This window comes from Mycolicibacter heraklionensis (genome assembly GCF_001021505.1).
Taxonomy (GTDB): Bacteria; Actinomycetota; Actinomycetes; order Mycobacteriales; family Mycobacteriaceae; genus Mycobacterium; species Mycobacterium heraklionense.
The window spans coordinates 168,397-192,340 of the sequence record NZ_LDPO01000001.1 but is presented as its reverse complement, the minus strand read 5'-3'; the positions used below and the strand labels follow the sequence as shown (position 1 = coordinate 192,340).

The window sequence follows — 23,944 nt, the reverse complement described above, 5'->3', positions numbered from 1 at the left end:
GAACGAGCTCGGTAGTGCAGTACTGCAAACCGGCGAGATTGCAGTGGTCCGCTACTGCGCTCGCCGTGCCAGGCGCGAGCAACGATTTCAAGATCGCAGGACAGAAGAAAGAAGGCGCACATCATGTCCACGTTGTCCGCGGTGCACGCCCATCCGTTGCTGACGCCGCGCTTGAACCATTTCCATGTAGTCGACGCCTTGCGGGCGATGATCCACCCCGCGAGGCGGCCGGAACGGACGCACTATCCATCTCCGTTGAACTTCTTTCTCGAGGACGCTGCCATGGCGCGAGAGATGCGCCACCTGTGACGGCGCAACCCGCGCCGGTCGGTGAGCAGCGTGCTTCCGGCCGACACCGCTATCGCGGTGATCCGAAGCCGGCAGCACTGCAGCTCGAGGGAGTCGCCAAGCACTACCACCGGGGAGACGAGCAGGTGAGCGTGCTTGTCGAGTTCGACTTCGGAGTCAACGCCGGAGAATTCGTCGTCGTGACCGGACCGTCGGGGGCCGGCAAATCGACCCTGCTGCACATCGCGGGCGGGTTGGATGCGCCGGATACCGGCACGGTCGCCGTGGCCGGTCACGACGTGTGGGCGATGAGCGCTCGGGCCCGCGCCGAGTTCCGGCGACGCAACCTCGGGTTCGTGTTCCAGTTCTTCAACCTGGTGCCGATGCTGACTGCCGTCCAGAATGTGTCTTTGCCGTTGGTGCTCGACGGCGTGTCGGCTCGGTCAGCGGACGCACGCGCCGAGGAACTGCTGCACCGGGTGGGGCTCGCCGACCGAGCCAGACACCGGCCGGCGGAACTGTCAGGTGGACAGATGCAGCGGGTCGCGGTGGCGCGTGCGCTGGTGGCCCGGCCGTCCGTCATCCTCGCCGACGAGCCGACCGGGAACCTCGACCGGCGTACGTCGATGGAAATCGTGGAGCTGCTGCGCTCGCTGTCTGATGAGGACGGCACCGCGGTGGTGGTGGTGACACACGACCGGGGTGTAGCCCGCTACGGATCCCGCGAGGTGCACTTGGTCGACGGTCGCGCTTACGCAGTCGCCGGCGTAGCCGGCGCGAGGCGATGATGGCGCGACCGTCGTTCGGATGGCTGTCTTTTCGGCGGATCCACCTCGCCGCATTGGCAGCCGATTGGCGCCGCACCCTGCTCAGTGTGATCGGCGTCGCGGTGGGGGTGACGGTGGTTCTCGGGGTCTTGGTACTCAAGTCCGAGCTGGTCCGTCCGTTCGACGCGTTCGGCCCGTCGCTTGCCCACGCCGCGGGCAACGGGGTGGTCGAGGTCACTCCGAACGTCAACGGCCGGTTACCGATCGAGACGGTGGACCGGCTGAGCGCCGAGGTGACCGGAGCGCAGGCGGTCATCCCGATCGTCGCCAATCTGACACCGGTGGACATCGACGGAGGCGGCGGCACACGTGCCGCTCAGTCGCCCCCGGGTTTCTTCCTGCTGGGCGGGTCGTGTCAGATCGAGCTGCTGGTCGGTTCGTTCAACTGCGAGCGGCGGGCCAATGACGAGAAGCCCGCGGCCGGCCCCGGTGTGCCACTGGAGATTCCGACGGTGATCGCGCAGCGCCATCACCTGCAGCTCGGCGCCGAACTGCGCATCCCCGGTCTGCCCCCGGGCTCGGCGCATGTGGGGTGGACGTTCTCGGAGTTCGACCGCGTGTCGGGAATCAACGGCGGCTACGTCCTGTTGGCGCCCTCCGCGGACATCGCCGCTGACCTGCTCTCGGCGCGCGGTTACGCTACCGGCGCGTTCGTGGTGCCGAGACCGGGCGGTGAGATCACCGCCGGTATCGACCGCGTCATCGCCGGCGTCGCAACGGCAGGCCCGCCCCGTCCGCACCAGCCGGCCGTGTTCGCCAACGCCACACAGAGTCTTGACTTGACCGCGCTGTGCGGTGTCTTGATCGGTTTCCTCATCGCGATGAACACCATCCTGTTGGCCGTGGAGGATCGGCGGGCGGTGCTGGGGACCATCGGAGCGATCGGCGCCAAGCCGGTCGGGCTGTTTGGCGGAATGCTCGGCGAGGGCGCCGCGGTGGGCTTTCTCGGGGGACTGGCGGGGGTTCCCGGCGGCTTTCTGCTGGGATGCTACTTGGTGGACCGGTTCGGGCGGTCCATGTTGTCCGGCTCGGGTGGCACTGTGACAGCGCACTTCACACCGAGCCTGATCGTGGTGGGCGCGGCGGCGGGGACGCTCTGCGGAATCCTCGCGATGATCGGACCGGCCATGCGGCTGGCCCGGGAGGGGCCGTTGGCGTCGATGGCGAGCGCCGGCGGGGTGCAGCGTGCCCGGACCATCCCGATCTGGCCGCTGCTGGCCGGGACGGCGGCGCTGGCGGGCGCCTTCGTCGTGATGACGATCTTCGAACACGGGTCGCTGCCTGCAAATGTAGGTATCAACGCAATATCGTTGTGGCAGTTCGGGGTGGCGATGATGACGGTGTGGCTCGCCCCGCGTGGTGCACGGCTGCTGATCGAACTGTTGACTGTCGCCCGCCCCGACGTCGGGCGTCTGCTGGGAGCCGACGTCCGGCGCTACGCGCTGCTGTTCGCCGTCTCCGCGGCGATACTGGCTACCGGGGCAAGCTTGGCCATTGCGGCGCAGAGCATGCAGTTGCTTGGCACCGAGCAGGTCGCAGCGCAGAAGGCCCAGCGATTGCCCGACTCCTTGCTCATCACCGCGCAGTCGATACTCGATCAGCGGGACGGCCAACTCCCCGACGCCACGCTGGCGCTGGTAACCGACGCGGCCGACGGGCACAGCGTGTCGTCGCGGTGGAGGTCGATGATCTCCTCGGGCACCTTGGCGCGCCTCGTCATCGGCGTTACGCCGGGTGACTGGTTCAGCCAGGGGTTGTACCAGCCGACCGGTGCCTCAGACACATTCTGGGAGGGGCTACGGGCCGGGCAGATCGGCCTGAGCGAGATCGCCGCCAGCCGGCTCGGCGTGGCCAGGGGCGGGACGGTCGAGCTGCCTACCGTGGCGGGATCGAAGCGATACCGGGTGGCCGGGATCATCTCACCGCGGATGATCGATGACTCCGCGGTGGGCGACATCGTGGTGGCCTCGGAAGCCGTGGCGCGCTCGGACTGGGCCGCGGCGCGCGATCAGATCGCCGTGCGCTATCCGACCGCCGCCGAGGCGACCGCGCATCGCGCTGACTTTCTGGCGCTGGGCGCCGGCCTGTCGGTGTATGACAACCAGCAGTGGCGTACTGCCGCCACAGGCGGACTCACGCGATTTCTGGAGCCCCTGACGGTCGCCGCATACGTGGTGATGGCCGCAGCCGGGCTGAGCGTGCTCAACGTCTTCGTCCTGGGGCTGGTGCAACGCAAGCGGGAGCGGGCCGTGTTGCGGGCGATCGGCGCACGGCCCGGGCAGGAGCAGGCTGTCGTCGCGGCTCATGCCGGGCTGCTGGGCCTGCTGGTGGCGCTACTCGGTGGGCTCGGGGGAGTGGGACTGACCTATCTCTGGTCGATGGGCTCACCGGTGTTCTACGGCACCAAGATTGACGGTGATGTGCTTGGCCTACCGCTGCGAACCGGGGTGGCCGCGGTGACTGTGCTGGTGTTGGCAGCAGCGGTGTATCCGGCGATCCATGCGCGGCGGTTGGAGACGGCCGACGTACTGCGAACCGCCTGACGTGTGATGCGGGCGCCGGGCAGCTCAACTCCCCACTCAGTGGTACGGCCGCGCAGACCGTGAGATTGCAGTGGCGCGTTACTGAGCGCGGCTTACCCCAACGTGGGTGACGATCCTGGCAGCGGAGCGCCAAGCGAATTCGGGCGTTCCTGACCATGACGGGAGATGGCCATGCAGGCAATACGGCGACCGCATTTCATCACGGCCGCAGCAGTACTCGGCGCCAACCTGATCGCCGTCCCCGCAGTGGCGGCACCGCCAGACTCCCAGGACCGCGACATCCAACTCGCCAGCGGTGGTACGGCATTGGTCTACGACGGCAGCGGTGGCCCGGTGCTGCCGCCCCCGCAGTTTCTCGATGCGATCAACACGCTGTATCTGCAGCCGGGCGGCTTCACCGGCACGACGCAGGCCGCGCTGCTGCCCAACGAGCTCTATCCGATCACCGGCGTCAAGAGCATGGGATTCGGGGCGTCGCTGAGCCACGGACAACCGATCATGCTCTCCGACATCCAAAACCAGATCGCCGCCGGTGGGGTGACGTCGGAGAATCCCGTCGTGGTTTTCGGCTACTCGCAGAGCGCGGGGGTGGCCTCGCAGATCATGCCGCAACTTCGCGACGCGGGTGTCCCCAGCGACCTGGTGCACTTCGTGCTGGTGGGCGATGTCAACAATCCCAACGGCGGCCTGTTGAGCACCTTCGATTTTCCGGCCGGCAACAGCTGGGCCTTCACCGCCGCGAACTTCCCGTTCAGCCCCGCGACCCCGTCGGATCTGTATCCGACCGACATCTACAGCCTCGAATACGACGCCAGCGCCGACTTTCCGCACTACCCGCTCAATCTGTTGTCGGTCCTCAACGCCCTGATCGGAAACTTCACCCAGCACTTCATCTACGCCAACCTCACCCCGGAGCAGATCGATAGTGCGATTCTGCTGCCGGGATCCGAGGCGCTGTCCGGCGAAGGCCTCACCGACTACTACATGATCCCGAGCGCGAGCCTGCCGTTGCTGATGCCGCTGCTGTTCCTGCCCGGGATCGGCCAGCCCCTGTATGACCTGCTGGAGCCCGTCACTCGGATCCTGGTGAACCTGGGCTACGGCAGCATCGACGAAGGATGGAATCAGGGGCCGGCGAACGTCCCCACGACGTTCGGGTTGTTCCCGCAGATCGACCTAAGCCAGCTTTCCACGGCACTGGGCAATGGCCTGCAGCAGGGAATCAACGACGCCCTCAACGCCATTGCGAATCCAGTCAGCTACGAAGAGCAGCTCGCGCCCTGGCTGCCGTTCGCGGACTCGATCTACACCCACGGATTCGCGCCGGAGAACCCGACATTCGACGATGTGATAGAGGGGATTCTCACGCTCGCCGGCTTCCCGGTTTCCGACGTGACGCTCAACTCACCGCCGGCCGACATCATCACCATGATCAACAGCACGCTGGCCTACGACTACTCGGCGCTGCTGCCCGCCGCCGACGCGGTCAGTGCGCTGTTCACCAGCCTCCCCGCATACGCCGCGAACATCTTTGTCGACCAGCTCCAGGCCGGTGACCTTCTTGACGCGATCGGGCTTCCACTGGCGGCTTATTCAGGTCTGGTCCCCTTCGACGCGCTTCTCGGTGCCGCACCAGCGCTGTTCGCCGTCCTGGGCACCGTGGACAACTTCATCGAGCTGTTCTCCTAGCCAGCATTGCCTCCGCCCAGTCGATGTGGCGTTCGAAGCCGAGCGATTCCGCCAGGGCGCGATAGCGATTCACCATCTCCAGGTAGGCGGCCTCGTCGCCGCGCGCACGGCAGAGCAGCGCGGTCAGCCGTAGCAGCGTGATCTCGCACATCGCCGAACTTTGACCGGTCGGCAGGCTCGCCAACCAGTCGATCGCCTCTTCGGCATCGGCGAGGTCGTCGGCTGTGCCGCGCTCCAGCAGCGTCTCCACCAGGACGCCGGTGCCCCACATGCCATAGAAGACGTTTCCGGCATGGCGCAAGTCGTCGACCGCTTCGCGCATCGTCGCAATGGCGCCGTCGCGGTCGCCGGCGCGGGCCGTCTCCCGGGCGGCCCAGACGTCGGTGACCGGGATGAGGAAGAGTGCGCGCTTGCGCAGCCATATGTCGCGGCACTGCATGATCAATTCCAGCCCGCGATGACGGTCGGCCGCGTTGTCCCGGTTGAGCAGCACGACCCCTAACGCGTAGCCGGCCAAACCCAGTGCGCGGTCGCTGCTGGCGCGTTGGGCCGATTGCACCGCCTCCTCGCACGCGCTTTGCGCGGAGTCGCTGGGCCGAAGCACCCCGTACTGCATCGCGAAACCGTAGGTCCAGGCGACGGTGCTGCCGAGGGTTTCCGCGTTGCTTAATCGGGCCATCGCGACGGCATCATCGATGTCTTGACGCCATCCGGGACGACCCAACCACCACCGAGCAGTGCCGCGCCATGCCAACGCGATCGCCAGCGGCGATCCCACACCGAAGTTGGCACCTTTGGCGGGGTCGCCCGCGGCCAGGTCGACGATGGTCTGCGACCACCGCAGGATCGCACCGAATTCCCCGACGCAGAGCCAGTTGACGAAGGCCATGAACGCCAACCCCATGGTCGGGGAGGGATCGCCGATCGACTCGAACAGCGCCATCTGTTGGAATGCCAGCTGCGAGCCTTCACGTGAGCGGCCCGCGTAGATCAGCTCGGTGGCCAGCGCGGTCATCCCGATGGCCAGCGACACCTGGTCCCCGGCCGCGCTGCACAGTTCCCGCAGCTCCTCGAAGCGGCCACGGCTTTCCTGGACCTCTCGGGCTTGCCAGTCGGTGGCGCACAACATGGTCCGCGGGGCGATGCGCATCGACAGTTGGTCTGGGTCGTCGGCAGGCAGTGCGTCGGCGATGCGCCGGGCCCGCTCCCAGCTGCCCCGGGCCGCGACCAGATCGCGGTTGGTGGACCATGCGCCGGCCCGCATGTGCCAGGCGTAGGCCGCGTTCAGCTCGCCCGCGGCCTGCAGATGTTCGGCAATCAGCGCCGCGTTGTCCTCCAGCGATCCGGGAGCACGTTCTTGGATCGCGGCGGCCAGCTTCCGGTGCCACTGGGCGCGATCGGATTTGAGCTGTGATTCGTAGACCACCGCGCGGATCAACGGATGCCGAAAGGCATATTCGGCGCTCGGGGTGAAACGCACCTGATCGATCAGTTCCGCGCCGAGCAGCTCGTCGAACTCCGCATCGACGCCCAGTGCGGGCAGTAACTCCGCGCCGAAGCGTGCCCCGATCACCGACGCCGCGTTCAATGTTCGTTTGGCCTGGCTGCTGAGCTGGTCGATGCGCGCCTCGATGGCCGCCTGTACCGTGGCCGGCACCGTGACGTCCGCGGCCCTGGTGTGGCAGATGTAGTCGCCGTGTTCGCCGGCCAGCTCCCCGCGCTGGGCCAACTCGCGCACCATCTCCTCGGCGAAGAACGGATTTCCGGCAGCTCGCCCGGCGATGATCGCGGCCAGCTCGCCGACTGAGGGATGCGACCCCAAAAGCTCGCCGATCAGCGCCGATATCTCCGTATCATCCAGTGGCGCAAGGACTATTCGCTGGGCGCCGGGTATCTGCATCAGCGCGCCGCGGTATTCAGGGCGATAGGTGATCAGCACCATCGATGGGGTGCGCGGGATCACCGCCAAGAAATCGGCGATCAGCGATTCGCTGGCGATGTCGATCCAGTGCGCATCTTCGATGACGAACAGCGTTGGTTCGGTGCGGGCCAACGATGCGGTGTTGATCAGCCCGGTCAGCCGGCTCCGGCGCACATCCGGGTCGATCTGGGGCAGGGCCACGTCGGGGTCGGCGATGCCCAGCAGATCATCGAGCAGCAGCAGATCCTGCGGATCGGAATGGGGAACGCGTTCCCGGACCCACGCGCGGGCGTCTTCGCCTCGCCGATCGGCCACGCCGAGACTTGCCCGCAACAGTCTCGCCACTGCGTGGAACGGGACGTCGCCAGCATGCGACTCGCAGAACGCCCACGCCACCTCCACCCCGCGACCGGCCGCAGTCGCGGCGGCTTCCCGGGCCATCCGGCTCTTTCCGATACCCGGCGCCCCCACCACGGTGGCCACACCGCCCTGACCGTGGATCGCGCGGTCCAGCATCGTCTCTACGGTGGTCAGCTCCCCGCGCCGGCCGATGAGACTCGACTCAGCACGCCGGACAGCGGAATGGCGGTCGGCCATGCCCAACAGCCGGCGGGCGGGCACCGGTTCCCGGGCACCCTTGATCCGAACCAACTCGACTTCACCCAGTGCAGCCGTGCCTTCAACGAGTTGGGCGGTCGAGACGCTGAGCATGATTCCACCCGGCGGCGCAACCGATTCCATCCGCTGGGCCATCCCGACCTGCTCACCCACGGCGGCGTAGCCGAACGGGCCCGAGCCGATCCCGCCCGCGATCACCTCACCGGAGTTCAACCCGACCCGCAACCGCAGCTCGACGCCATCGCGCTCACCGACATCGACAGCAAGCCGCTTCGACTCCTCTTGGACGTCCAAGGCCGCCCGACAGGCCCGTATCGCGTGGTCTTCCAGGGCGACCGGGGCGCCGAACACCGCCATGATCCCGTCGCCCGTCCACTGTGTGACCGTGCTGCCGTAGCGCTGCACCACCGCCGCACAGCGGTCAGCGAGGTCGGCCATGATCTCACGTAAACGCTCGGCGCCCACCGCTGCGGCGATGTCCATCCAGCGCACCACGTCGGCGAACAGCACCGTCACCTGCTTGTACTCGGCCGGTGGCCGGGCAGTCGGCACTGCTGTTCCGCACTCGTTGCAGAACCTGAAGGTCGCGGGCAGCCCAGTGCCGCATGAACTGCACACCAAGGCTGGCAGTTCCGATGGCGGCCCAACGCCGTTCACGTCGTTATCGTGTCACCGCAGACCCGTGGCTGGATACAGCGTTCCGAAAGAAACTTCCCAGTAATGATGCCGGACTACTCGGGGTGCGGCTCGGCGACCACCGTCGCCAGGTGCGGATGCGCTTCGGCCTTGACCTTCGCGAAGAGCTCCTTGTAGTACGGCATGCAGTCGGCCATCGCCTGCTCGGTGGTGAACAGCGGCCGGTAGCCGAGGTCGCGGTGGGCTTTGTCGATCGAGAAATAGTTGTTCAGGTAAAGCCGTTCCACCGCACCGGGTTCCAACAGCGGTTCGGGCAGACCGAACCGGAAGTGCAGCCACTGCCAGGCGAACATCACATCACGCACCATTCGGCCGGAAACCCGCAGTCGGGGCCAGCGCTCACCGCATGCCTCCATGACCGGTCGAGCGAACTCGAACATGTTGATCGGTTCGCCGTCGTTGATGAAGTAGGCCTGGCCGGGGGCCGACCCGCCCGGCACCAAGTGCTCCGCGGCCAGGATGAAGCCGTGAATCAGGTTGTGCACGTAGGAGTTGTCGAGCTTGGCGCGCTTGCTGCCGATGAGAACTTTGACGTGACCGGCGACCACGCTTTCAAACAGCTTGCGGAACATGGTCTGGTCACCGTCACCCCAGATGCCCGACGGGCGAATGGAACAGGTCAGCATGCCGCCAACGCCATTTTCGCCCAGCACGAACTTCTCGGCGACCACCTTCGTCTCGGTGTAGAGGTCGTTGAACTTGGTGGTGTAGGCCATGGTTTCGTTGCCACCCGAGATGGCTTTGCCGCCCATCACGACGCTGTTGGATGCGGTGTAGACGAACCGCTTCACCCCGGCCAGCTGCCCGGCCTGAACCAGGTTCTTGGTGCCGTCGACGTTGACCGCGAAGCTGCGCCGGCGGATCTCGTCGGTGACTTTCGCACCGCCCTGCAGATCGATGATCGCGGCGGTGTGGAACACGGTGTCGATATCGGAGACCGCCGCGGCCACCGTCTCGGGATCGCAGATGTCGCCTTCCAACTTCTCCAGGTTGGGATGGTCGGGCAGGGAAGACGGCGCGCGGTCGAAGGACCGCACCTGGTAGCCGCGTTCCAGCAGGGTCTTGACGAAATTGGTTCCGACGAAGCCGGAGCCCCCGGTGACCAGTACCCGGCCGAGTTCAGTAGTCAGTGATGGATCACCCATCGGCCGAGCATAACTGAACGTGTTTCAGTTCCCGTGGTCTTGTAAAGAGGGAAGTCACGCGCGGCCGTTCTCGCCGGGGTCGGAATCCAGCGCCTCCTGGACTCGGCGCCGGGCGCCGGCCAGGTGCTCTTCACACCGCTTGGCCAGCTGCTCGCCCCTTTCCCAGAGGCTCAGCGACGCGTCGAGATCCATCCCGCCCTGCTCCAGCCGCTGCACCACGTCGATCAGCTCGTCACGGCATTGTTCATAGCCGAGTTCACTAACGGGTGTCACCGGATCGGATTGCTCAGCTGGCATCGCTGGGTCCTTCAAGAAGTCGCCCCTCACTCGTCGCCGCGACGGCCCCGTCGGCCACCCGGATTCGCAGTCGGGTGCCGGCCGGTGCATCGTCGACCGACCGCAGTACGTGCGGCCCCGCTGCGCCGACAGTCTGGACGACCGCGTAGCCGCGCGCCAATGTCGCGGCCGGGCCCAGGGTAGCCAGCCGCGCCGCCAGGTGCCCCACCCGTTCGGTCTGCACCGTGATCAGCCGAGTGACATCACGGCGCACCGCGGCCAGGGCACGCCGCACCTCCTCGCCGCGCTCGGTCAGCGCGCGCAGCGGGTCAGCCAGCACCGGTCGGCTGCGCAACTGCTTCAGCACCCGGTCCTCGCGTATCACCCAGTTGCGTACGGCCTGCGCGCTGCGCCGGCGTAGGTCGTCGACCAGCGCCTGTTCGGCGGCGGCGTCCGGGACGATCCTCTTCGCCGCGTCGGTGGGGGTGGCTGCGCGCAGGTCAGCGACCAAATCGCACAGCGGGCTGTCGGGTTCGTGGCCGATCGCGCTGACCACCGGGGTGCGGCACGCCGCGATCGCCCGGCACAGGGTTTCGTCGGAGAACGGCAGCAGGTCCTCGACGCTGCCGCCGCCGCGGGCCAGCACGATCACCTCCACGGCCGGGTCGGCGTCCAGGTCGCGCAGCGCCTCGACGATCTGGGGGACGGCGGTCGGCCCCTGGACGGCGGTATTGCGCACCGCGAAGCGCACCGCCGGCCAGCGACCACCGGCGACCGTCATCACGTCGTGCTCGGCGGCGCTGGCGCGCCCGGTGATCAGGCCGATCGTGCCCGGCAGGAACGGGAGCGGCCGTTTGAGTCGCGGGTCGAACAACCCCTCGGCGTCCAGCAGCCGACGCAGCCGCTCGATGCGGGCCAGTAGTTCGCCGATGCCCACGGCGCGGATCTCGCTCAGGCGCAGGGAGAAGGTGCCCCGGGCGGTGTAGAAGTTGGGTTTGCCGCAGACCACCACCTGGGTGCCTTCGGTCAGCTTGACCGGCGCCGACGCCACCAGTTCGGGGCTGCACGTCACCGTCAGCGACATGTCGGCGGCGGGGTCACGCAGCACCATGAACACCGTCCGCACGCCCGGACGCAGATTGATCTGGGTGAGCTGGCCCTCCACCCACACCGATCCCAGCCGGTCGATCCAGCCCTTGACCCGGATGGCAACCGCGCGGACCGGGAACGGGTTCTCGGCGGACTCGCCCGGCGCGGGGGCGGTCACTTGGCGGTGGTGCGGGTGATCCTGTTGGCCAGCAACGTCTGGAACGGTGCCCGGGCCTTGGTGGCCTCTTCATAGGCGAGCAGGGTCTCCAGCTCATCGAGGCTGAGCGAGGCCAGCCGGGCCCGCAGCTGGGCCAGGGTCAACGACCCGTAGTCGAGCTCGTCGACCAGGTCGGGGGTGGGCGCGTCTGCGTTGGCGGCGTCCTTCCGGCCGGCGGGCGCGTCGTTGTCGGCGGGTGCGCTCGGCGGGGCGGCTCCGTCTTCGCTGAAGGAATAGAGGGCGAACCGCCCCTCGGTGCGCGGGCCGGTGTCGTCGTCGAAAGTCGCGGCGCTGCCGTCCACGCCGTCTTCGAGATCATCGTCGAAGGTCGCCCACTCCGGCTGCTCGTCCTTCGGCGGGAACAGCGACTCGAGGGTGGTGTCGCCCTTGTTGACCAGCTCGGCGACACCCTGCTGCCAGCGCATCACCGCGTGCGCGGCCTGGCTGGCCAGCGTCATCGGGTAGGTCAGGATGGTTTGCGGCAGCTTCAGGGTCTCCTCGACCGCGACGGTGGCCGCGCCGACCAGAAGCCGGACTCCAAAGGGTGCAGTTGCCATGGCCCCCAGCCTGCCTTACCTGCCGGTCATCTCCAAGTATTGACCGGCGTGACGCGAGCTGGCGGTCTCGCGTCGGCAGACCGTACGCTGGTTGCCATGCCCCAAACCGTCGACGTGGAGATCGCCTACAGTTCAGCCGCGCAGGTGAGCGGCGCCCCCGCCGGCAAGCGGGTGCTGCTGGCGGAGCCACGTGGCTACTGCGCGGGCGTGGACCGGGCGGTCGAGACGGTCGAGCGGGCGCTGGAGAAGCACGGCGCCCCGGTGTACGTGCGGCACGAGATCGTGCACAACAAGCATGTGGTGGACACCCTGACCAACAAGGGTGCGGTCTTCGTGCACGAGACCGACGAGGTTCCCGAAGGCGCGATGGTGGTGTTCTCCGCGCACGGCGTGGCCCCGACCGTGCACGAATCGGCCGCCGACCGCAGCTTGCGGGTGATCGACGCGACCTGCCCGCTGGTGACCAAGGTGCACAACGAGGCCAAACGATTCGCCCGGGACGGCTACGACATCCTGCTGATCGGCCACGCCGGCCATGAAGAGGTCGTCGGGATCATCGGCGAGGCCCCCAACGACGTGCAGCTGGTCGACGGTCTGGACGCCGTGGACTCGGTGCAGGTACGCGACGAGAACAAGGTGGTGTGGCTGTCGCAGACCACGCTCAGCGTCGACGAGACGATGCAGACGGTGGTCAAGCTGCGTGAGCGGTTCCCGAATCTGCAGGACCCGCCCAGCGACGACATCTGCTACGCCACCCAGAACCGCCAGACCGCGGTCAAGGCGATGGCCCCGGAGTGCGAGCTGGTGATTGTGGTGGGCTCGCGCAACTCCTCGAACTCCTGCCGACTGGTCGAGGTGGCGCTGGGCGCCGGTGCCACGGCCGCCCACCTGGTCGATTACGCCGAGGACATCGACCCGGCGTGGCTGGCTCCCGAAGCCGGCCAGGTGCAGACCATCGGCGTCACCTCCGGTGCGTCGGTGCCGGAGATCCTGGTTCGCGGTGTGCTGGAGCGGCTTGCCGAGTACGGCTACGGCACGGTGTTCCCGGTGGCCACCGCCAATGAGACTTTGGTGTTTGCCCTGCCCCGCGAGATCCGGCCGAGTCGCCGTTAGATGTCGAACTCCCAGGAGTCGGCTTCGTCGCGCGGTTGACGCGAGCGAGTGCGGGGTTGCGCGTCGGCCTCGTCGCCGCCGGACCTGCGGTAGCGCACCTGCGAAACGGGGTGGCGGGTGCCGGTTCCGTTGCCACGGCCCTCGGCGGCCGTCGGCGCCGGCCGGCGGCGGGGCAGCGATTCGGATGCTTCGGTGGGGCGGTAGCGTGACGCGTCCTGGGGCGGGCGCGGCCGCCGCCGCGGCTCGTCTTGCCAGTCGGGTGCCGGCCGGCGTCGCGGCTGCCGCTCGTCGTACCCCTCGGGGGCCGGGCGCCGGCGGCGCTGCATCGGCTCGTCACGTCCGTCGGCTGTCGGGCGGCGGCGCGGGCGCGGGTGCTCCGCGGCGCGGGCGTCCATGTCCGGCCGGACGTGCCGCGAACGCGTCGGCGCCGAGCCGTTGGCCGCACCGCGGCGCTCGGTGGAACGGGTCCGCGACCCGGCCCCGGCGGACTCCCGCGCGGCCCGACGGGCCTCCGCGGTGGCGCGGCGGGGACGCTGACCCTTGCGCTGCTCACGCGGCGCCGGCCGCTCGATGGCGTGCGCGGGGTTGCGGTTGAGGGCCGAGGTGAGCATGGCGCCGATTCGGTCGCTGAGCGTGGCCCGTTTCGGGGTGCCGTCGTCCTCGGTAGTGCGCTTCGCGGTTCCGCCCAGCATGCCGAGGTACCAGCGAACCATCCCGATCAGCAATACGGCTGCGGCCGTGAACACCATCAACGGGAATCGTTCGATCAGGGGATAGCCGCAGTTGATGACGATGGCCTTGAGGCCGGGAAAGCCGCCGCCGCGCAACATCCAGTACGCGCTGGGCACGCTGACGAACAGGATCAAGGGCGGCTGAACCACCGTGGTGAACACCGCCGATTGCTGCACCATGAGCACCGCGGCGATACACCCCATCGCGTAGAGCGTGGAGAAGACGATGGTCAGTTCTTTGTCTCCGGAGCCGGCGTCGAACGCCACTCCGATCGCGGTCGCGACCACCGCCACCGCCACGGCGCTCCACCACGGCAAACCGGCGATGCTCGGCAAAATCGAACGGTGGTCAGCTGCCACTGCCGACTTCTCCCGCGCTACTGCCACACACTGACGGTACCGGCTGGCGGCGGCGGGGGCGCACGGCGGCACGCCCCGGGCTTTAGACTTGGCTCCCTGTGAGCCTGAGCCTGGGAATCGTGGGGTTGCCCAACGTTGGTAAGTCGACCCTGTTCAACGCGCTGACACACAACGATGTGTTGGCCGCCAACTACCCGTTCGCGACGATCGAGCCGAACGAGGGCGTGGTGCCGCTGCCCGACCCCCGGCTGGCCAAGCTGGCCGAGATCTTCGGATCCGAGCGGATCCTGCCCGCGCCGGTGACGTTCGTCGACATCGCCGGCATCGTCAAGGGTGCCTCGGAGGGCGCCGGCCTGGGCAACAAGTTCCTGGCCAACATCCGCGAGTGCGACGCCATCTGCCAGGTGGTGCGGGTCTTCGCCGACGACGACGTGGTGCACGTGGACGGCAAGGTCGATCCCGAAGCCGACATCGAGGTGATCGCCACCGAGCTGATCCTGGCCGACATGCAGACCCTGGAGAAGGCGATCCCTCGGCTGGAAAAGGAAGCCCGCAACAACAAAGACCGCAAGCCCGTGCACGAGGCCGCGGTGGCCGCCGCGGCGATCCTCGACACCGGCAAGACCCTGTTCGCCGCCGGGGTGGACACCGCGCCGCTGCGCGAGCTGAACCTGCTGACCACCAAACCGTTCCTGTATGTGTTCAACGCCGACGAGTCGGTGCTCACCGATGCCGCACGGGTCGCCTCGCTGCGGGAGCTGGTGGCCCCGGCCGACGCGGTGTTTTTGGACGCCAAGATCGAAGCCGAGCTCGCCGAGCTCGACGACGAGTCGGCGATGGAATTGCTGGAGTCGATCGGGCAGAGCGAGCGCGGCCTGGATGCGTTGGCACGGGCCGGTTTTCACACCCTGAAGTTGCAGACCTACCTGACCGCCGGGCCCAAGGAGGCGCGAGCCTGGACCATCCACCAGGGCGACACCGCACCCAAGGCGGCGGGGGTGATCCACACCGACTTCGAGAAGGGCTTCATCAAGGCCGAGGTGGTCTCCTACGACGACCTGGTCGAGGCCGGGTCGATGGCCGCCGCCAAGGCCGCCGGCAAGGTGCGCATGGAGGGCAAGGACTACGTCATGGCCGATGGGGACGTGGTGGAGTTCCGGTTCAACGTGTGACGCTCGAGAACACCGCGGTCCCTTCGCCGAGGAGCGTGAGGCCGCTGAGAAGTCGCCGACGTGTGTCTCGGCGGTGACCTCACCGCGACGGCGATAGGGGAGGCTCTTCCTCATGTCGGTGGTTGAGGCGATCTATCTGGTCGCGGCGGTGCTGTGGATTGTCGTGGTGGTGGCCGCGGCGTGCATCGGAGGCCACTACCTGATCAAGCTTCGTGCCAGGCGGCGCCAGGTGACCGGGCTGATCGACACCGTGCGGCTGTCCATCGAGCGCACCATCGTCCCGTACCGGGCAGTGGCCGCCGGCGGTGTCGCCGTTCATCAGCGGGTAGTTGCCGGCAGCGGAGTCTTCGGGAGCATCGCTCAGTTGATGATTACGTCGATCCCCTCGGCTCGCATCGCCGCCAACCGGTCGCGCCATTCCTGAAGCGCCTCGGGCGTCAGTCGCGGCCAATCGTGGATCTCTTCGACGACGCGCAGCGGCTCGCTGCTGCGGTAGGAGCGGGTCGGATTGCCGGGGAACTTCTTGTCGGTGACGTTGGGATCGTTCTCGCACTCACCGGTGGGTTCCACGCGATACACCCGCGGCGTGCCACCGCTGACCAGCGCGGTGAAGTAGATGCGGTTCATCACGATCTCGGGTCGGTAGTTGGAGCAAAAGCCGGTGGTGAGTGGGTCCCCAACCACCAGTTCGGCCTTGGTGCCGTGAAAGAACGGGCCTCGTCGTCGATCGCGTCCATTGGGTCGAGGGTATCGATTGGAGCATCGGCTGTTCCTGCGCCACGGCTCCATTGGCGGCATACGCTCGCACGATGATCTATCGCTGGTTGGTACGCAAGCAGGCTGCGGCCGGGTGGCAACGACTGTCCGAGCAGCGGTTCGACGAAACTCCGCTGGCCGATGACATCCACTTCGTGTTCCTCGGTGACCACGAATTGTCCGCCGACCTTCGCGGGGCTGAGACGGTGCGCAATTGGCTGCGCGATCAGCTGCTGGCCCGGTTGCCGAACCTACGGTTCGTGGTCGACGAGACGCTCGTCGAAGGCGGCCCTTGGTCGACACGGGTGGCGACTCGCTACCACACCGAACAAGACGGCCGGCTCGTCTACCGCGGCGTCTATTTCGGGCGCATCGTGTGGGGCAAGGTCGTTGAAGAGATCATTCTTCCTGATACCAAAGCGCTTTCGGCTGCACTGACCCGGTAGCCTGACCGCGGTGCGGATTCGTGACTGCGTCGGCCCGGCCGAATATCCCCGGCTGGTGGCGATCTGGCGCAGCGCCGTCGACGCAACGCACGACTTTCTGACAGAAGCCGACCGCGCGGCCATCGAAAGCCAGCTGGCGGACAACTACTTTCCCGGGGTTCGTCTCACGGTCGCGGAGATAGACGGTGAGCCGGTGGGTTTCGCCGGCACAGCGGGCGAGCACCTGGAGATGTTGTTTGTCCACGCCGATGCCCGCGGCCATGGCGTCGGGACAGCTCTACTCGAACACGCGATGGCCAAGCAGCAGGTCTGCTTGGTCGACGTCAATGAGCAGAACGGGCAGGCGGTCGGGTTCTACGTTCGGCGCGGTTTCGTCGTCACCGGTCGCAGTGAGCGTGACGACGCGGGCCGGCCATACCCATTGCTGCACATGGACGCACTGCTCACGCCGGTGCTGCGCTATCTGGACGAGCACCGGCCGGGTGAGCTGGTAGGGGCCTATCTCTACGGTTCGGCGGCAAGCTCCGGGCTGCGGCAAGACAGCGACGTCGATCTGTTGGTCCTCACCCGCGCGACGTTGTCCGAGTCCGAGCGGGCGTCGCTGGTCTCCGTGCTGCTGCGTGCGTCCGGGTGGCGCGGGCATGCTGCCGAATTCCCCGATGTCGCCGATCGTCGGCCGTTGGAACTGACCAGCCTGGTCGTGACCGACGTTGATCCGTTGCCGCAGACACCCCGCCGCGACTTTCAATTCGGCGAATGGCTGCGCGCGGAGCTGCTGGACGGCCATGTCCCGCCTGCGGTTTCCGACCCCGACGTAGCCGTGCTGCTGGCCACCGCCCAGAGCGCGCATCGGGTGTTGCTTGGTCAGCCGCTCGAAGATCTCGTCGCTTCGGTGCCGCCGGATCTGCTGCGGAGTGCCCAGCTCGCCTTGCTGCCCGAGCTCATGGACGACCCGGCGGGCGAGGAGCGGTTCTTCCTACTGACCTTGGCTCGCATCCTGGTCACGATCGAGACCGGGAAGATTGTCGCCAAGGACGTTGCCGCGCAACGTGTCGCACCCAGACTGACCGGACAGGACCGTGTTCTGCTGGAGCTAGCCGGACAGGACTACCTCGGCCTCGCCCAGGTGGACTGGCGCGACCACTACGACCATGTGGTGGCGTTGGTTCCGACGCTGATTGACCTGATCCGGCAGGCCGCCGACGTCTGAGACCGCGGTCAGTCGATGGGTTCGACCCATTGAACGCGCGATGGTCCGGGGCTGAAGGGGTCGCCGAAATACTGCGTCTCGCGGACCACCTCACCGTCCACGAACTCCATGAGGCTCACCACGTAAGACGGCTGACTGAGATGCCCCGGTTTCGGTGCACATCAAGGCGTGCATCAAACCCGGGGTGGTTCAGCTCACAACGGGTTGCTGCGAGCGGGCCAGGCGGTGGAAACGGGTCGCGCGTTAAATCATTGAAACATCGGGTGCGCAAAGGGTCGGTAGGCGGTTAGCTGAAGGGTAACTGCGGATGGAGGGAGCGCTGAATGGTTACGCGCAAGCCTCGATTGCGGACGGTTTCGGATGATCCGGCCCGAGTCGAATACCGAACCGTGCACGGATATCGCCGGGCGTATCGGGTGGCCGGGGACGGGCCGCCGCTGCTGTTGATCCACGGGATTGGAGACAATTCGTCGACCTGGAAGCCGCTGATCCCGCTGCTGGCGCAGAAGTACACGGTGATCGCCCCGGATCTCCTCGGTCACGGGCTCTCGGATCAGCCGCGCGCTGACTATTCCGTCGCCGCGTTCGCCAACGGCATGCGAGATCTGCTGTCGGTCTTGAGTTTTGACCGGGTGACGGTCATCGGGCACTCCTTGGGCGGCGGGGTGGCGATGCAGTTCTGCTACCAGTACCCACAGATGGTTGAGCGGCTGGTGTTGGTGGCAGCCGGCGGTGTGAAGCGTGAGGTCAACCCCGCGCTGCGGCTGGCGTCGCTGCCGGCCGCACCGCAGGCGCTGGCCGCACTTTCAGTGCCAGGATTGGAGACAGCGCTTCGGATGGTTCGGGGGCAGATCGACAAGGTGAACCTGCCTGCGCTTCTGGTCGATCTGCCCGAGATCTTGCGGGTGCTAGGTGATTTGAGTTCGCCGAACAAGCGGGCGGCGTTCGTGCGGACGCTGCGCGCCGTGGTGGATTGGCGCGGGCAGATGGTCACCATGCTCGACCGCAGTTATCTCACCGAACGGCTCCCGATCATGATCGTCTGGGGCACCCACGATCTGGTGCTGCCGTATTCGCACGCCAAGCTCGCACACGCCGCTATGCCGCATTCGCGGCTGGAAACCTTCGTCGATTCCGGTCATTTCCCGTTCCGTGACGACCCGCTACGCTTCGCCGACCTCGTCGACGACTTCATCACCAGCACGGTGCCGCTGGATTTCGACCTGGAACGGTGGCGTCGGCTGCTCACCGACGGAGCGGCCGACCCAGCGGTGGCGGATCCGGATGAGGAGTTGCTGCGCGCGTTGAGCGACGTCCGCAGCGCAACCTGACCCGCGGGGCCTGGCGTCATGACCGATGGTCTGAACGCGCCGAACGGGGGGAAACGGGCAGCGCCAGACTGCCCAGAACTACGCCCTCGTCGCCCTCATCCGAGGGCTCGATTCCGAGGAGCGGCCCTCAGAATGTTGGCATCCGAACTGGGTCGGCGCAGTCGATCGTGGCCCCTGACCAGCGAGTTTCCATGCGTGCCCTGGTTCATTCGCCTAGCGTCACCGCGCCCGTCTTCCGCCGCGCTAGAATTCTGTACATGACTACGCTGCCGCTCGCTGAGGTGCGGGCCAACCTGTCCAAATTGGTGGATGAGGCCGTGCGCACGCATCAGCGGGTGGAGGTCACCAAGAACGGGCGCCGCGCCGCCGTGCTGATCAGCGCCGACGACTACGACTCACTCATAGAGACGCTCGAGATTCTGGGTGATCGAGAAGCGATGGAGGCCATTCGCGAGGCGGACGCCGATATCGCGGCCGGCCGCGTCTACCCGCTTAACGAGGTGGAGGCCGAACTCCGTGCGAGGGGCATCATCACTTCATGACGTACCGGGTCGAGCTGACTCGGCGCGCCCGGCGAAGTTTGTGCGAGGAGCTTCCCGAGGTGGTCGCCGCGGCTTGTTGGGAGTTCATTCGCGGTCCGCTTGCCGAGAACCCGCAGAGGGTCGGCAAGCGCCTGCGCGACGAGTTGGCTGATCGCTGGTCGGCGCGGCGCGGCGAGTTTCGGGTTGTCTACGAGATCCACGAGGACGTCGTCGTTGTCCGGGTTATCGACGTACGGCATCGTGGTGATGTTTATCGGTGACGGAACGTGGTGGAGTATCGGTTTAACGTATAACGTTATTGACGAGATGCGTTATACGATGGTCTCGTGATCAGATCGTTCGGCGACAAGGACACCGAGCGGATCTGGCAGGAGCGGTACGTCACGGGTGTGGATCGGACGATCCAGCGGGCGACGTTGCGGAAACTCGAACTGATCCACGCAGCCAAGGTCGTCGACGATCTTCGAATCCCTCCGGGCAACCGCTTGGAACGACTGGGCGGTGATCGTCGCGGACAGCACAGTGTCCGGGTGAATGCCCAATGGCGAATCTGCTTTGTCTGGACAGAAGGAGGTGCAGAAGATGTCGAACTCATCGACTACCACTGACTCGGATCGGATCGAGCCGATCCATCCGGGGGAGATCCTGATGGAGGACTTCATCGAGGGCTTTGGGATCACCCAGAACAAGCTGGCCGTGTCCATCGGTGTGCCGCCGCGTCGGATCAACGAGATCGTGCACGGCAAGCGTGGAATCACGGCCGACACGGCGATCCGTCTGGCGCGGTACTTCGGGACGTCGGAGGAGTTCTGGATGAACCTTCAGTCGCACTACGAACTCCGGACCCAGCGTCGTGCGCTGATGGATCAGGTCGAGGCCATCACGCCTTTGGAGCGTGCGTAGCTGCTGATGACGGAAAGTCTTGCGGGTCAATGGAGTCTCGTACGAGATGTGGTGCTTCGCTCATTGCGGGCCACGCGCGCGTCTGACCGCCCGGTTTCACCGCGATCACCTCTCCAAGGAGCGCGGAGAGCACCGAACGAGAAGTCACCGACGTGTGTCTCGCCGGTGACCTCACCGCGACGGCGGTAGGGGAGGGTCATCCTCATGTCGGTGGTTGAGGTGATCTATCTGGTGGCGGCGCTGCTCTGGATTGTCGTGGTGGTGGCTGCGGCGTGCATCGGAGGCCACTATGTGGTGAAGCTTCGTGCCAGGCGGCGCCGGGTGACTGGGCTGATCGACACCGTGCGGCTGTCCATCGAGCGCGTCACCGTCCCGTACCGGGCAGTGGCCGCCGGCGGTGCCGTTGTTCTTCAGCGGATGGTTGCCGGAAGCAACGTCTTCGGGAGCGTCGCTCAGTTGATGATCTCGTCGAGCCCGTCAGCGCGCAACGCGGCCAGCCGATCACGCCATTCCTGAAGGGCCTCGGGTGTCAGTCGCGGCCAGTCAAGGATCTCTTCGACAACGACCAGCGGTGCACTGCTGCGATACGAGCGGGTCGGATTGCCGGGGAACTTCTTGTCGGTGACATTGGGGTCGTTCTCGAATTCCCCGGTCGGTTCGACGCGATACACCCGCGGCTCCCCGTCGCCGGCCGCGAGCTCGGCCGCCAGCCCTGCACCGTTGACTAGCGCGGTGAAGTAGATGTGGTTCATCACGATCTCGGGCCGGTAGTTGGACCGGAAGCCCGCGCTGAGCAGTTCACCAACCACCAGTTGAGCCTTGGTGCCGTGAAAGAACGGGCCTTCGTCGTCGATCACGTCCATCGGTTAAAGGGTAGCGACCCGCGCCCTGCGGGTTCGTGGCTGCGTCGGCCCGGCCGGCGCCCACACAGCGGCCCGGTCGCGGCGCTAGGGTTGAGCTGTGGTCGCATCCGATGACCGTCAGAAGGCCCTCACGCAGCGCGAGGCGGAGCTGCTGCGGCGCGAGCGAGTCGCTGATGAACGAGATCGCGCCGCTGACCAGCGGGACCAGATCGCAGACACTCGCGAACAGGACGCAGACGATCGAGAGGCGCGTGCGGACGAGCGTGAGGGAGCAACTGCGCAGCGCGAGCGGGAGCGACTACAACGCGTCGACGACCGAGCGGACCGTCAGCAAGCCGCGGCTAGGCGGGAGAACGCTGAAGTCAGGCGCGCGATGGCCGAGTCCCGGCGAGATCTGAACAACCAGCCGTAAGAACCTACAGCTAGGGGACGTTCGTCGTCACGATCACGTTGATCGAAACCAGCGTTGCGTGACGGCTACCAGATGACGGCCAGCCCGGCGGCCGTCAGGGCCAGCGCGCCCGCGGCGTAGAACAGCGGGCGAGGGGCTTCCCCGCCTGACTTGCGTTGCCGGGCCCGGCCGATGCCCAGAACGGCGCCCAGGGCGATCAGGATCACCAGCTTGATCTCGATCTTGGGGTAGTTGAGCACCACTCCAGCGGGCCAGGGCGCGGCCAGCGCAAGTCCGGTCAGCAACGACAGCACCACGCCGTAGTCCATCACCGGGGTGAGCTGGAAACGACGTGCCGCGGCTTCGGCGATCAACGCGCCGAAGGTCACCGCGAATCCGACGATGTGCAGCAGAACTATTACGTGTCGTAGTACCTCCACGTCGCTCAGGCTAGCCCCTGGCGGCGGCAAATGGTATTCGATCCGACGACCTGGTGGCCGCGTCGTTCGCCGACCTGAGGGCGGGTCTCTACCCTTACCGGCATGACTTCTTCGACAACTCGCCTGGCCGCCGTCGTCGCCGCCACCAGTGACCCGGCCGCCGCCGACCCGGCCGGCTCCCAGGTCGTCTTCCGTGCCTCTGCCGTAGCCCATGACGCAGTGGCCAGCACGATCACCCTGGGCCAATACACGGTCGAAGTTGACGAGCCGCCGGCGCTCGGCGGTGAGAACACCGCCCCCAATCCGGTCGAGTACTACCTGGGGTCACTGCTGTCCTGCCAGGTGGTCACCTGGCGGTACTGGGCCGAGAAGCTGGGTATCGCGGTCGACGAGATCACCGGGCGCGCCGAGGGAGATCTCGACGTGCGCGGGTTCTTCGGGCTGGACGACGCGGTCCGCCCCGGCTTCAAGGAGGTGCGGGTGGTTGTCACCGTGACCGGCCCGGAAACCGAAGAGCGGTACCGGGAACTGCACCAGGTCGTCGAAAAGCACTGCCCGGTACTGGATTTGACCACCAACGTCACTCCGGTGCGCAGCACGCTGGAGATCGGGTAGCGGCGGTGATCTTCATCGTGGTCAAGTTCACGGTCAAGCCGGAGTGGGCGGAGCGCTGGCCGCAGCTGGTGGCCGGCTTCACCGCGGCCACTCGCGCCGAGCCGGGCAACCTGTGGTTCGACTGGTCACGCAGCCTGGAGAATCCAAACGAGTACGTGCTCGTCGAGGCCTTCCGGGACGGCGACGCCGGCAGTGCGCACGTCAACAGCGACCACTTCAAGCAGGCCATGGCCGACATGCCGCAGGCATTGGTGTCGACGCCGAAGATCATCAGCCAGCAGATCGACGCCACGGACTGGTCGGCGATGGGTGAGCTGACGGTCGATTAGCGCACGACGACGATCTCCCGGCCCAGCTGGTAACCGGGGGTCAGCGGCAGGATATCGCCGCTCCAGAACGATCCGGGGTCGAACCAGTTGGAGTTCTTGTCGGTCGACAGCAATCCCATCTCCTCGTAGGTGATGGCCACCGTCTCGGCGCAGTACGCGGTCTGCAGTCCGACGCGGCTGTGGCGGGCCTTGCGCCGTTGGGTGATCTCGTGGACCTTGCGGTCCAGAAACGGGATGCCGCGCGTCCAGTCGCGCGCGGTCGGCAGCCGCCCCCGCAGCCACCGGCCCGTGAGCCGCGCTGTGGTGGGGAAGGCGGTGCCGTCCATCCGCGCGATCGCCTGCAGCAGGTGGTTCTCCTGCTTGCGGGTGATGGTCCCGCTGAGCTGGCGGAACCAGCAGCGCTGCTCATAGCGGCCCATCCACTGTTCCACCGCGGCCCGGGCGTCGTTGAGCTGTACACCGCGGTGGTTGGTGCCGGTCCAGAAGTCGTGCAGCTTGTCGCCGAGCTCGGCATGCCAGATCAGCGGCGGCAGGTCATCGAGGGCCACCGTCATCCCGACGTGGTTCACCGGGGCATTGGACAGGGTTTGGATGGCGCGGTCCGGGCCGGAGCGGCCCCGGAAGAGCCAGATATCGCCGGTGCGCGTCTCGGCCAGCGCCCGCTCCAACGTCACTGTGTGTTCGTCCACGCTCAGCACCATAAAGTGTGAGCGTGCGCAGCATCTGGAAATGGATCGGCCTGGCGGGTGTGGTCGGGGTCGCCGCCGGCGGAGTGCTGGTGGCGCGGGACCAGCGACGGCGACGGGCCTACACGCCCGACGAAATCCGCGCCCGGCTACATGAGCGGCTGGCCGAGGCCGGCGGCGAAGACTAGCG

At 66.9% G+C, this 23,944-nt stretch carries 29 protein-coding genes; 19 read left to right on the top strand and 10 right to left on the bottom strand.

Annotation, left to right across the window (positions count from 1 at the left end):
- The first annotated feature begins 123 nt into the window (after nucleotides 1-123).
- The 4 genes from ABW16_RS00905 (at nucleotide 124) to ABW16_RS00890 (ending at nucleotide 5,347) form a co-directional block, all read left to right on the top strand.
- Nucleotides 124-309 carry a hypothetical protein gene (locus ABW16_RS00905; protein ID WP_047317238.1) on the top strand — a complete coding sequence of 62 codons (186 nt, stop codon included), beginning with the start codon at nucleotides 124-126 and terminating at the stop codon, nucleotides 307-309.
- On the top strand, nucleotides 306-1,076 hold the full coding sequence (locus tag ABW16_RS00900; RefSeq protein ID WP_082133894.1) for an ABC transporter ATP-binding protein: 771 nt from the start codon (nucleotides 306-308) through the stop codon (nucleotides 1,074-1,076). Before ABW16_RS00905 ends, ABW16_RS00900 begins: the two co-directional genes overlap by 4 nt.
- A complete protein-coding gene (locus ABW16_RS00895; RefSeq protein ID WP_109519434.1) occupies nucleotides 1,076-3,658 on the top strand; it encodes an ABC transporter permease in 2,583 nt (860 codons plus the stop codon). Before ABW16_RS00900 ends, ABW16_RS00895 begins: the two co-directional genes overlap by 1 nt.
- Nucleotides 3,659-3,829: 171 nt before the next feature.
- Nucleotides 3,830-5,347 carry a PE-PPE domain-containing protein gene (locus ABW16_RS00890; RefSeq protein WP_047317656.1) on the top strand — a complete coding sequence of 506 codons (1,518 nt, stop codon included), beginning with the start codon at nucleotides 3,830-3,832 and terminating at the stop codon, nucleotides 5,345-5,347.
- Here the strand turns inward: ABW16_RS00890 and ABW16_RS00885 are convergent.
- The 5 genes from ABW16_RS00885 to ABW16_RS00865 form a co-directional block, all read right to left on the bottom strand.
- A complete protein-coding gene (locus tag ABW16_RS00885) occupies nucleotides 5,328-8,516 on the bottom strand; it encodes an adenylate/guanylate cyclase domain-containing protein (protein ID WP_047317655.1) in 3,189 nt (1,062 codons plus the stop codon). The genes ABW16_RS00890 and ABW16_RS00885 overlap by 20 nt on opposite strands.
- A 101-nt stretch (nucleotides 8,517-8,617) precedes the next feature.
- A complete protein-coding gene (locus ABW16_RS00880) occupies nucleotides 8,618-9,727 on the bottom strand; it encodes a 3-beta-hydroxysteroid dehydrogenase (protein ID WP_047317236.1) in 1,110 nt (369 codons plus the stop codon).
- Between the two features lie 54 nt (nucleotides 9,728-9,781).
- Nucleotides 9,782-10,024, bottom strand: coding sequence for an exodeoxyribonuclease VII small subunit (locus ABW16_RS00875; protein ID WP_047317235.1), 243 nt, complete (start codon nucleotides 10,022-10,024; stop codon nucleotides 9,782-9,784).
- Nucleotides 10,014-11,270, bottom strand: coding sequence for an exodeoxyribonuclease VII large subunit (gene xseA, locus ABW16_RS00870; protein ID WP_047317234.1), 1,257 nt, complete (start codon nucleotides 11,268-11,270; stop codon nucleotides 10,014-10,016). The genes ABW16_RS00875 and xseA overlap by 11 nt, the downstream gene beginning before the upstream one ends.
- Nucleotides 11,267-11,866 (bottom strand): lipid droplet-associated protein, encoded by a 600-nt coding sequence (locus tag ABW16_RS00865; RefSeq protein WP_047317233.1) that lies wholly within the window; start codon nucleotides 11,864-11,866, stop codon nucleotides 11,267-11,269. The genes xseA and ABW16_RS00865 overlap by 4 nt, the downstream gene beginning before the upstream one ends.
- A 96-nt stretch (nucleotides 11,867-11,962) precedes the next feature.
- Here ABW16_RS00865 and ABW16_RS00860 point away from each other — a divergent pair, with 96 nt between their 5' ends.
- On the top strand, nucleotides 11,963-12,979 hold the full coding sequence (locus tag ABW16_RS00860; RefSeq protein ID WP_047317232.1) for a 4-hydroxy-3-methylbut-2-enyl diphosphate reductase: 1,017 nt from the start codon (nucleotides 11,963-11,965) through the stop codon (nucleotides 12,977-12,979).
- On the opposite strand, the gene ABW16_RS00855 is transcribed toward ABW16_RS00860, so the two are convergent.
- The gene (locus ABW16_RS00855; protein ID WP_047317231.1) at nucleotides 12,976-14,097 is read right to left on the bottom strand and encodes a DUF6542 domain-containing protein; all 1,122 of its coding nucleotides are present in this window, start codon (nucleotides 14,095-14,097) and stop codon (nucleotides 12,976-12,978) included. The genes ABW16_RS00860 and ABW16_RS00855 overlap by 4 nt on opposite strands.
- A 71-nt stretch (nucleotides 14,098-14,168) precedes the next feature.
- Between ABW16_RS00855 and ychF the strand changes: the two genes are divergently transcribed.
- Nucleotides 14,169-15,242: a redox-regulated ATPase YchF gene (gene ychF / locus ABW16_RS00850; RefSeq protein ID WP_047317230.1), complete on the top strand. Its 1,074-nt coding sequence runs from the start codon at nucleotides 14,169-14,171 to the stop codon at nucleotides 15,240-15,242.
- A gap of 112 nt (nucleotides 15,243-15,354) precedes the next feature.
- Nucleotides 15,355-15,666, top strand: coding sequence for a hypothetical protein (locus ABW16_RS00845; protein ID WP_200900594.1), 312 nt, complete (start codon nucleotides 15,355-15,357; stop codon nucleotides 15,664-15,666).
- Here ABW16_RS00845 and ABW16_RS00840 read toward each other — a convergent pair.
- Complete coding sequence (locus tag ABW16_RS00840) at nucleotides 15,603-15,929, bottom strand: NAD(+)--rifampin ADP-ribosyltransferase (protein ID WP_047317653.1); 327 nt, start codon at nucleotides 15,927-15,929, stop codon at nucleotides 15,603-15,605. The two genes, ABW16_RS00845 and ABW16_RS00840, sit on opposite strands and share 64 nt — an antisense overlap.
- A gap of 122 nt (nucleotides 15,930-16,051) precedes the next feature.
- On the opposite strand from ABW16_RS00840, the gene ABW16_RS00835 reads away from it, so the two are divergent.
- The 8 genes from ABW16_RS00835 to ABW16_RS26845 all read left to right on the top strand — a co-directional run bounded on the left by ABW16_RS00835 (nucleotide 16,052) and on the right by ABW16_RS26845 (nucleotide 20,946).
- Nucleotides 16,052-16,444 (top strand): nuclear transport factor 2 family protein, encoded by a 393-nt coding sequence (locus ABW16_RS00835; RefSeq protein ID WP_052956730.1) that lies wholly within the window; start codon nucleotides 16,052-16,054, stop codon nucleotides 16,442-16,444.
- Nucleotides 16,445-16,454: 10 nt separating this feature from the next.
- The gene (locus ABW16_RS27020; protein ID WP_082133891.1) at nucleotides 16,455-17,654 is read left to right on the top strand and encodes an acetyltransferase; all 1,200 of its coding nucleotides are present in this window, start codon (nucleotides 16,455-16,457) and stop codon (nucleotides 17,652-17,654) included.
- Between the two features lie 323 nt (nucleotides 17,655-17,977).
- Nucleotides 17,978-18,985, top strand: a complete 1,008-nt coding sequence (locus ABW16_RS00820) for an alpha/beta fold hydrolase (RefSeq protein WP_047317229.1) — start codon at nucleotides 17,978-17,980, stop codon at nucleotides 18,983-18,985.
- A gap of 257 nt (nucleotides 18,986-19,242) precedes the next feature.
- Nucleotides 19,243-19,527, top strand: coding sequence for a type II toxin-antitoxin system Phd/YefM family antitoxin (locus tag ABW16_RS00815; RefSeq protein WP_047317649.1), 285 nt, complete (start codon nucleotides 19,243-19,245; stop codon nucleotides 19,525-19,527).
- The gene (locus ABW16_RS00810) at nucleotides 19,524-19,787 is read left to right on the top strand and encodes a type II toxin-antitoxin system RelE family toxin (protein WP_047317228.1); all 264 of its coding nucleotides are present in this window, start codon (nucleotides 19,524-19,526) and stop codon (nucleotides 19,785-19,787) included. Before ABW16_RS00815 ends, ABW16_RS00810 begins: the two co-directional genes overlap by 4 nt.
- A gap of 66 nt (nucleotides 19,788-19,853) precedes the next feature.
- Complete coding sequence (locus ABW16_RS00805) at nucleotides 19,854-20,135, top strand: type II toxin-antitoxin system RelE/ParE family toxin (protein ID WP_047317227.1); 282 nt, start codon at nucleotides 19,854-19,856, stop codon at nucleotides 20,133-20,135.
- Nucleotides 20,110-20,430, top strand: coding sequence for a HigA family addiction module antitoxin (locus tag ABW16_RS00800; RefSeq protein WP_047317226.1), 321 nt, complete (start codon nucleotides 20,110-20,112; stop codon nucleotides 20,428-20,430). The genes ABW16_RS00805 and ABW16_RS00800 overlap by 26 nt, the downstream gene beginning before the upstream one ends.
- 204 nt (nucleotides 20,431-20,634) lie before the next feature.
- A complete protein-coding gene (locus tag ABW16_RS26845) occupies nucleotides 20,635-20,946 on the top strand; it encodes a hypothetical protein (RefSeq protein ID WP_200900592.1) in 312 nt (103 codons plus the stop codon).
- Here the strand turns inward: ABW16_RS26845 and arr are convergent.
- Nucleotides 20,883-21,293: an NAD(+)--rifampin ADP-ribosyltransferase gene (gene arr / locus ABW16_RS00795; RefSeq protein ID WP_047317225.1), complete on the bottom strand. Its 411-nt coding sequence runs from the start codon at nucleotides 21,291-21,293 to the stop codon at nucleotides 20,883-20,885. The two genes, ABW16_RS26845 and arr, sit on opposite strands and share 64 nt — an antisense overlap.
- Before the next feature lie 97 nt (nucleotides 21,294-21,390).
- Between arr and ABW16_RS26705 the strand changes: the two genes are divergently transcribed.
- Nucleotides 21,391-21,705 (top strand): hypothetical protein, encoded by a 315-nt coding sequence (locus ABW16_RS26705; protein ID WP_047317224.1) that lies wholly within the window; start codon nucleotides 21,391-21,393, stop codon nucleotides 21,703-21,705.
- Nucleotides 21,706-21,770: 65 nt separating this feature from the next.
- Here the strand turns inward: ABW16_RS26705 and ABW16_RS00785 are convergent, their stop codons facing one another.
- A complete protein-coding gene (locus ABW16_RS00785) occupies nucleotides 21,771-22,124 on the bottom strand; it encodes a hypothetical protein (protein WP_046283854.1) in 354 nt (117 codons plus the stop codon).
- A gap of 102 nt (nucleotides 22,125-22,226) precedes the next feature.
- Between ABW16_RS00785 and ABW16_RS00780 the strand changes: the two genes are divergently transcribed.
- Together ABW16_RS00780 and ABW16_RS00775 are read left to right on the top strand one after the other, a co-directional pair.
- Complete coding sequence (locus ABW16_RS00780; RefSeq protein WP_047317223.1) at nucleotides 22,227-22,739, top strand: OsmC family protein; 513 nt, start codon at nucleotides 22,227-22,229, stop codon at nucleotides 22,737-22,739.
- Nucleotides 22,740-22,744: 5 nt separating this feature from the next.
- Complete coding sequence (locus tag ABW16_RS00775; RefSeq protein WP_047317222.1) at nucleotides 22,745-23,068, top strand: putative quinol monooxygenase; 324 nt, start codon at nucleotides 22,745-22,747, stop codon at nucleotides 23,066-23,068.
- On the opposite strand, the gene ABW16_RS00770 is transcribed toward ABW16_RS00775, so the two are convergent.
- Nucleotides 23,065-23,769 (bottom strand): guanylate cyclase, encoded by a 705-nt coding sequence (locus tag ABW16_RS00770; protein WP_167344255.1) that lies wholly within the window; start codon nucleotides 23,767-23,769, stop codon nucleotides 23,065-23,067. The two genes, ABW16_RS00775 and ABW16_RS00770, sit on opposite strands and share 4 nt — an antisense overlap.
- 11 nt (nucleotides 23,770-23,780) lie before the next feature.
- Here ABW16_RS00770 and ABW16_RS25205 point away from each other — a divergent pair, with 11 nt between their 5' ends.
- The gene (locus ABW16_RS25205; protein WP_109519456.1) at nucleotides 23,781-23,942 is read left to right on the top strand and encodes a hypothetical protein; all 162 of its coding nucleotides are present in this window, start codon (nucleotides 23,781-23,783) and stop codon (nucleotides 23,940-23,942) included.
- Nucleotides 23,943-23,944 lie beyond the last annotated feature (2 nt).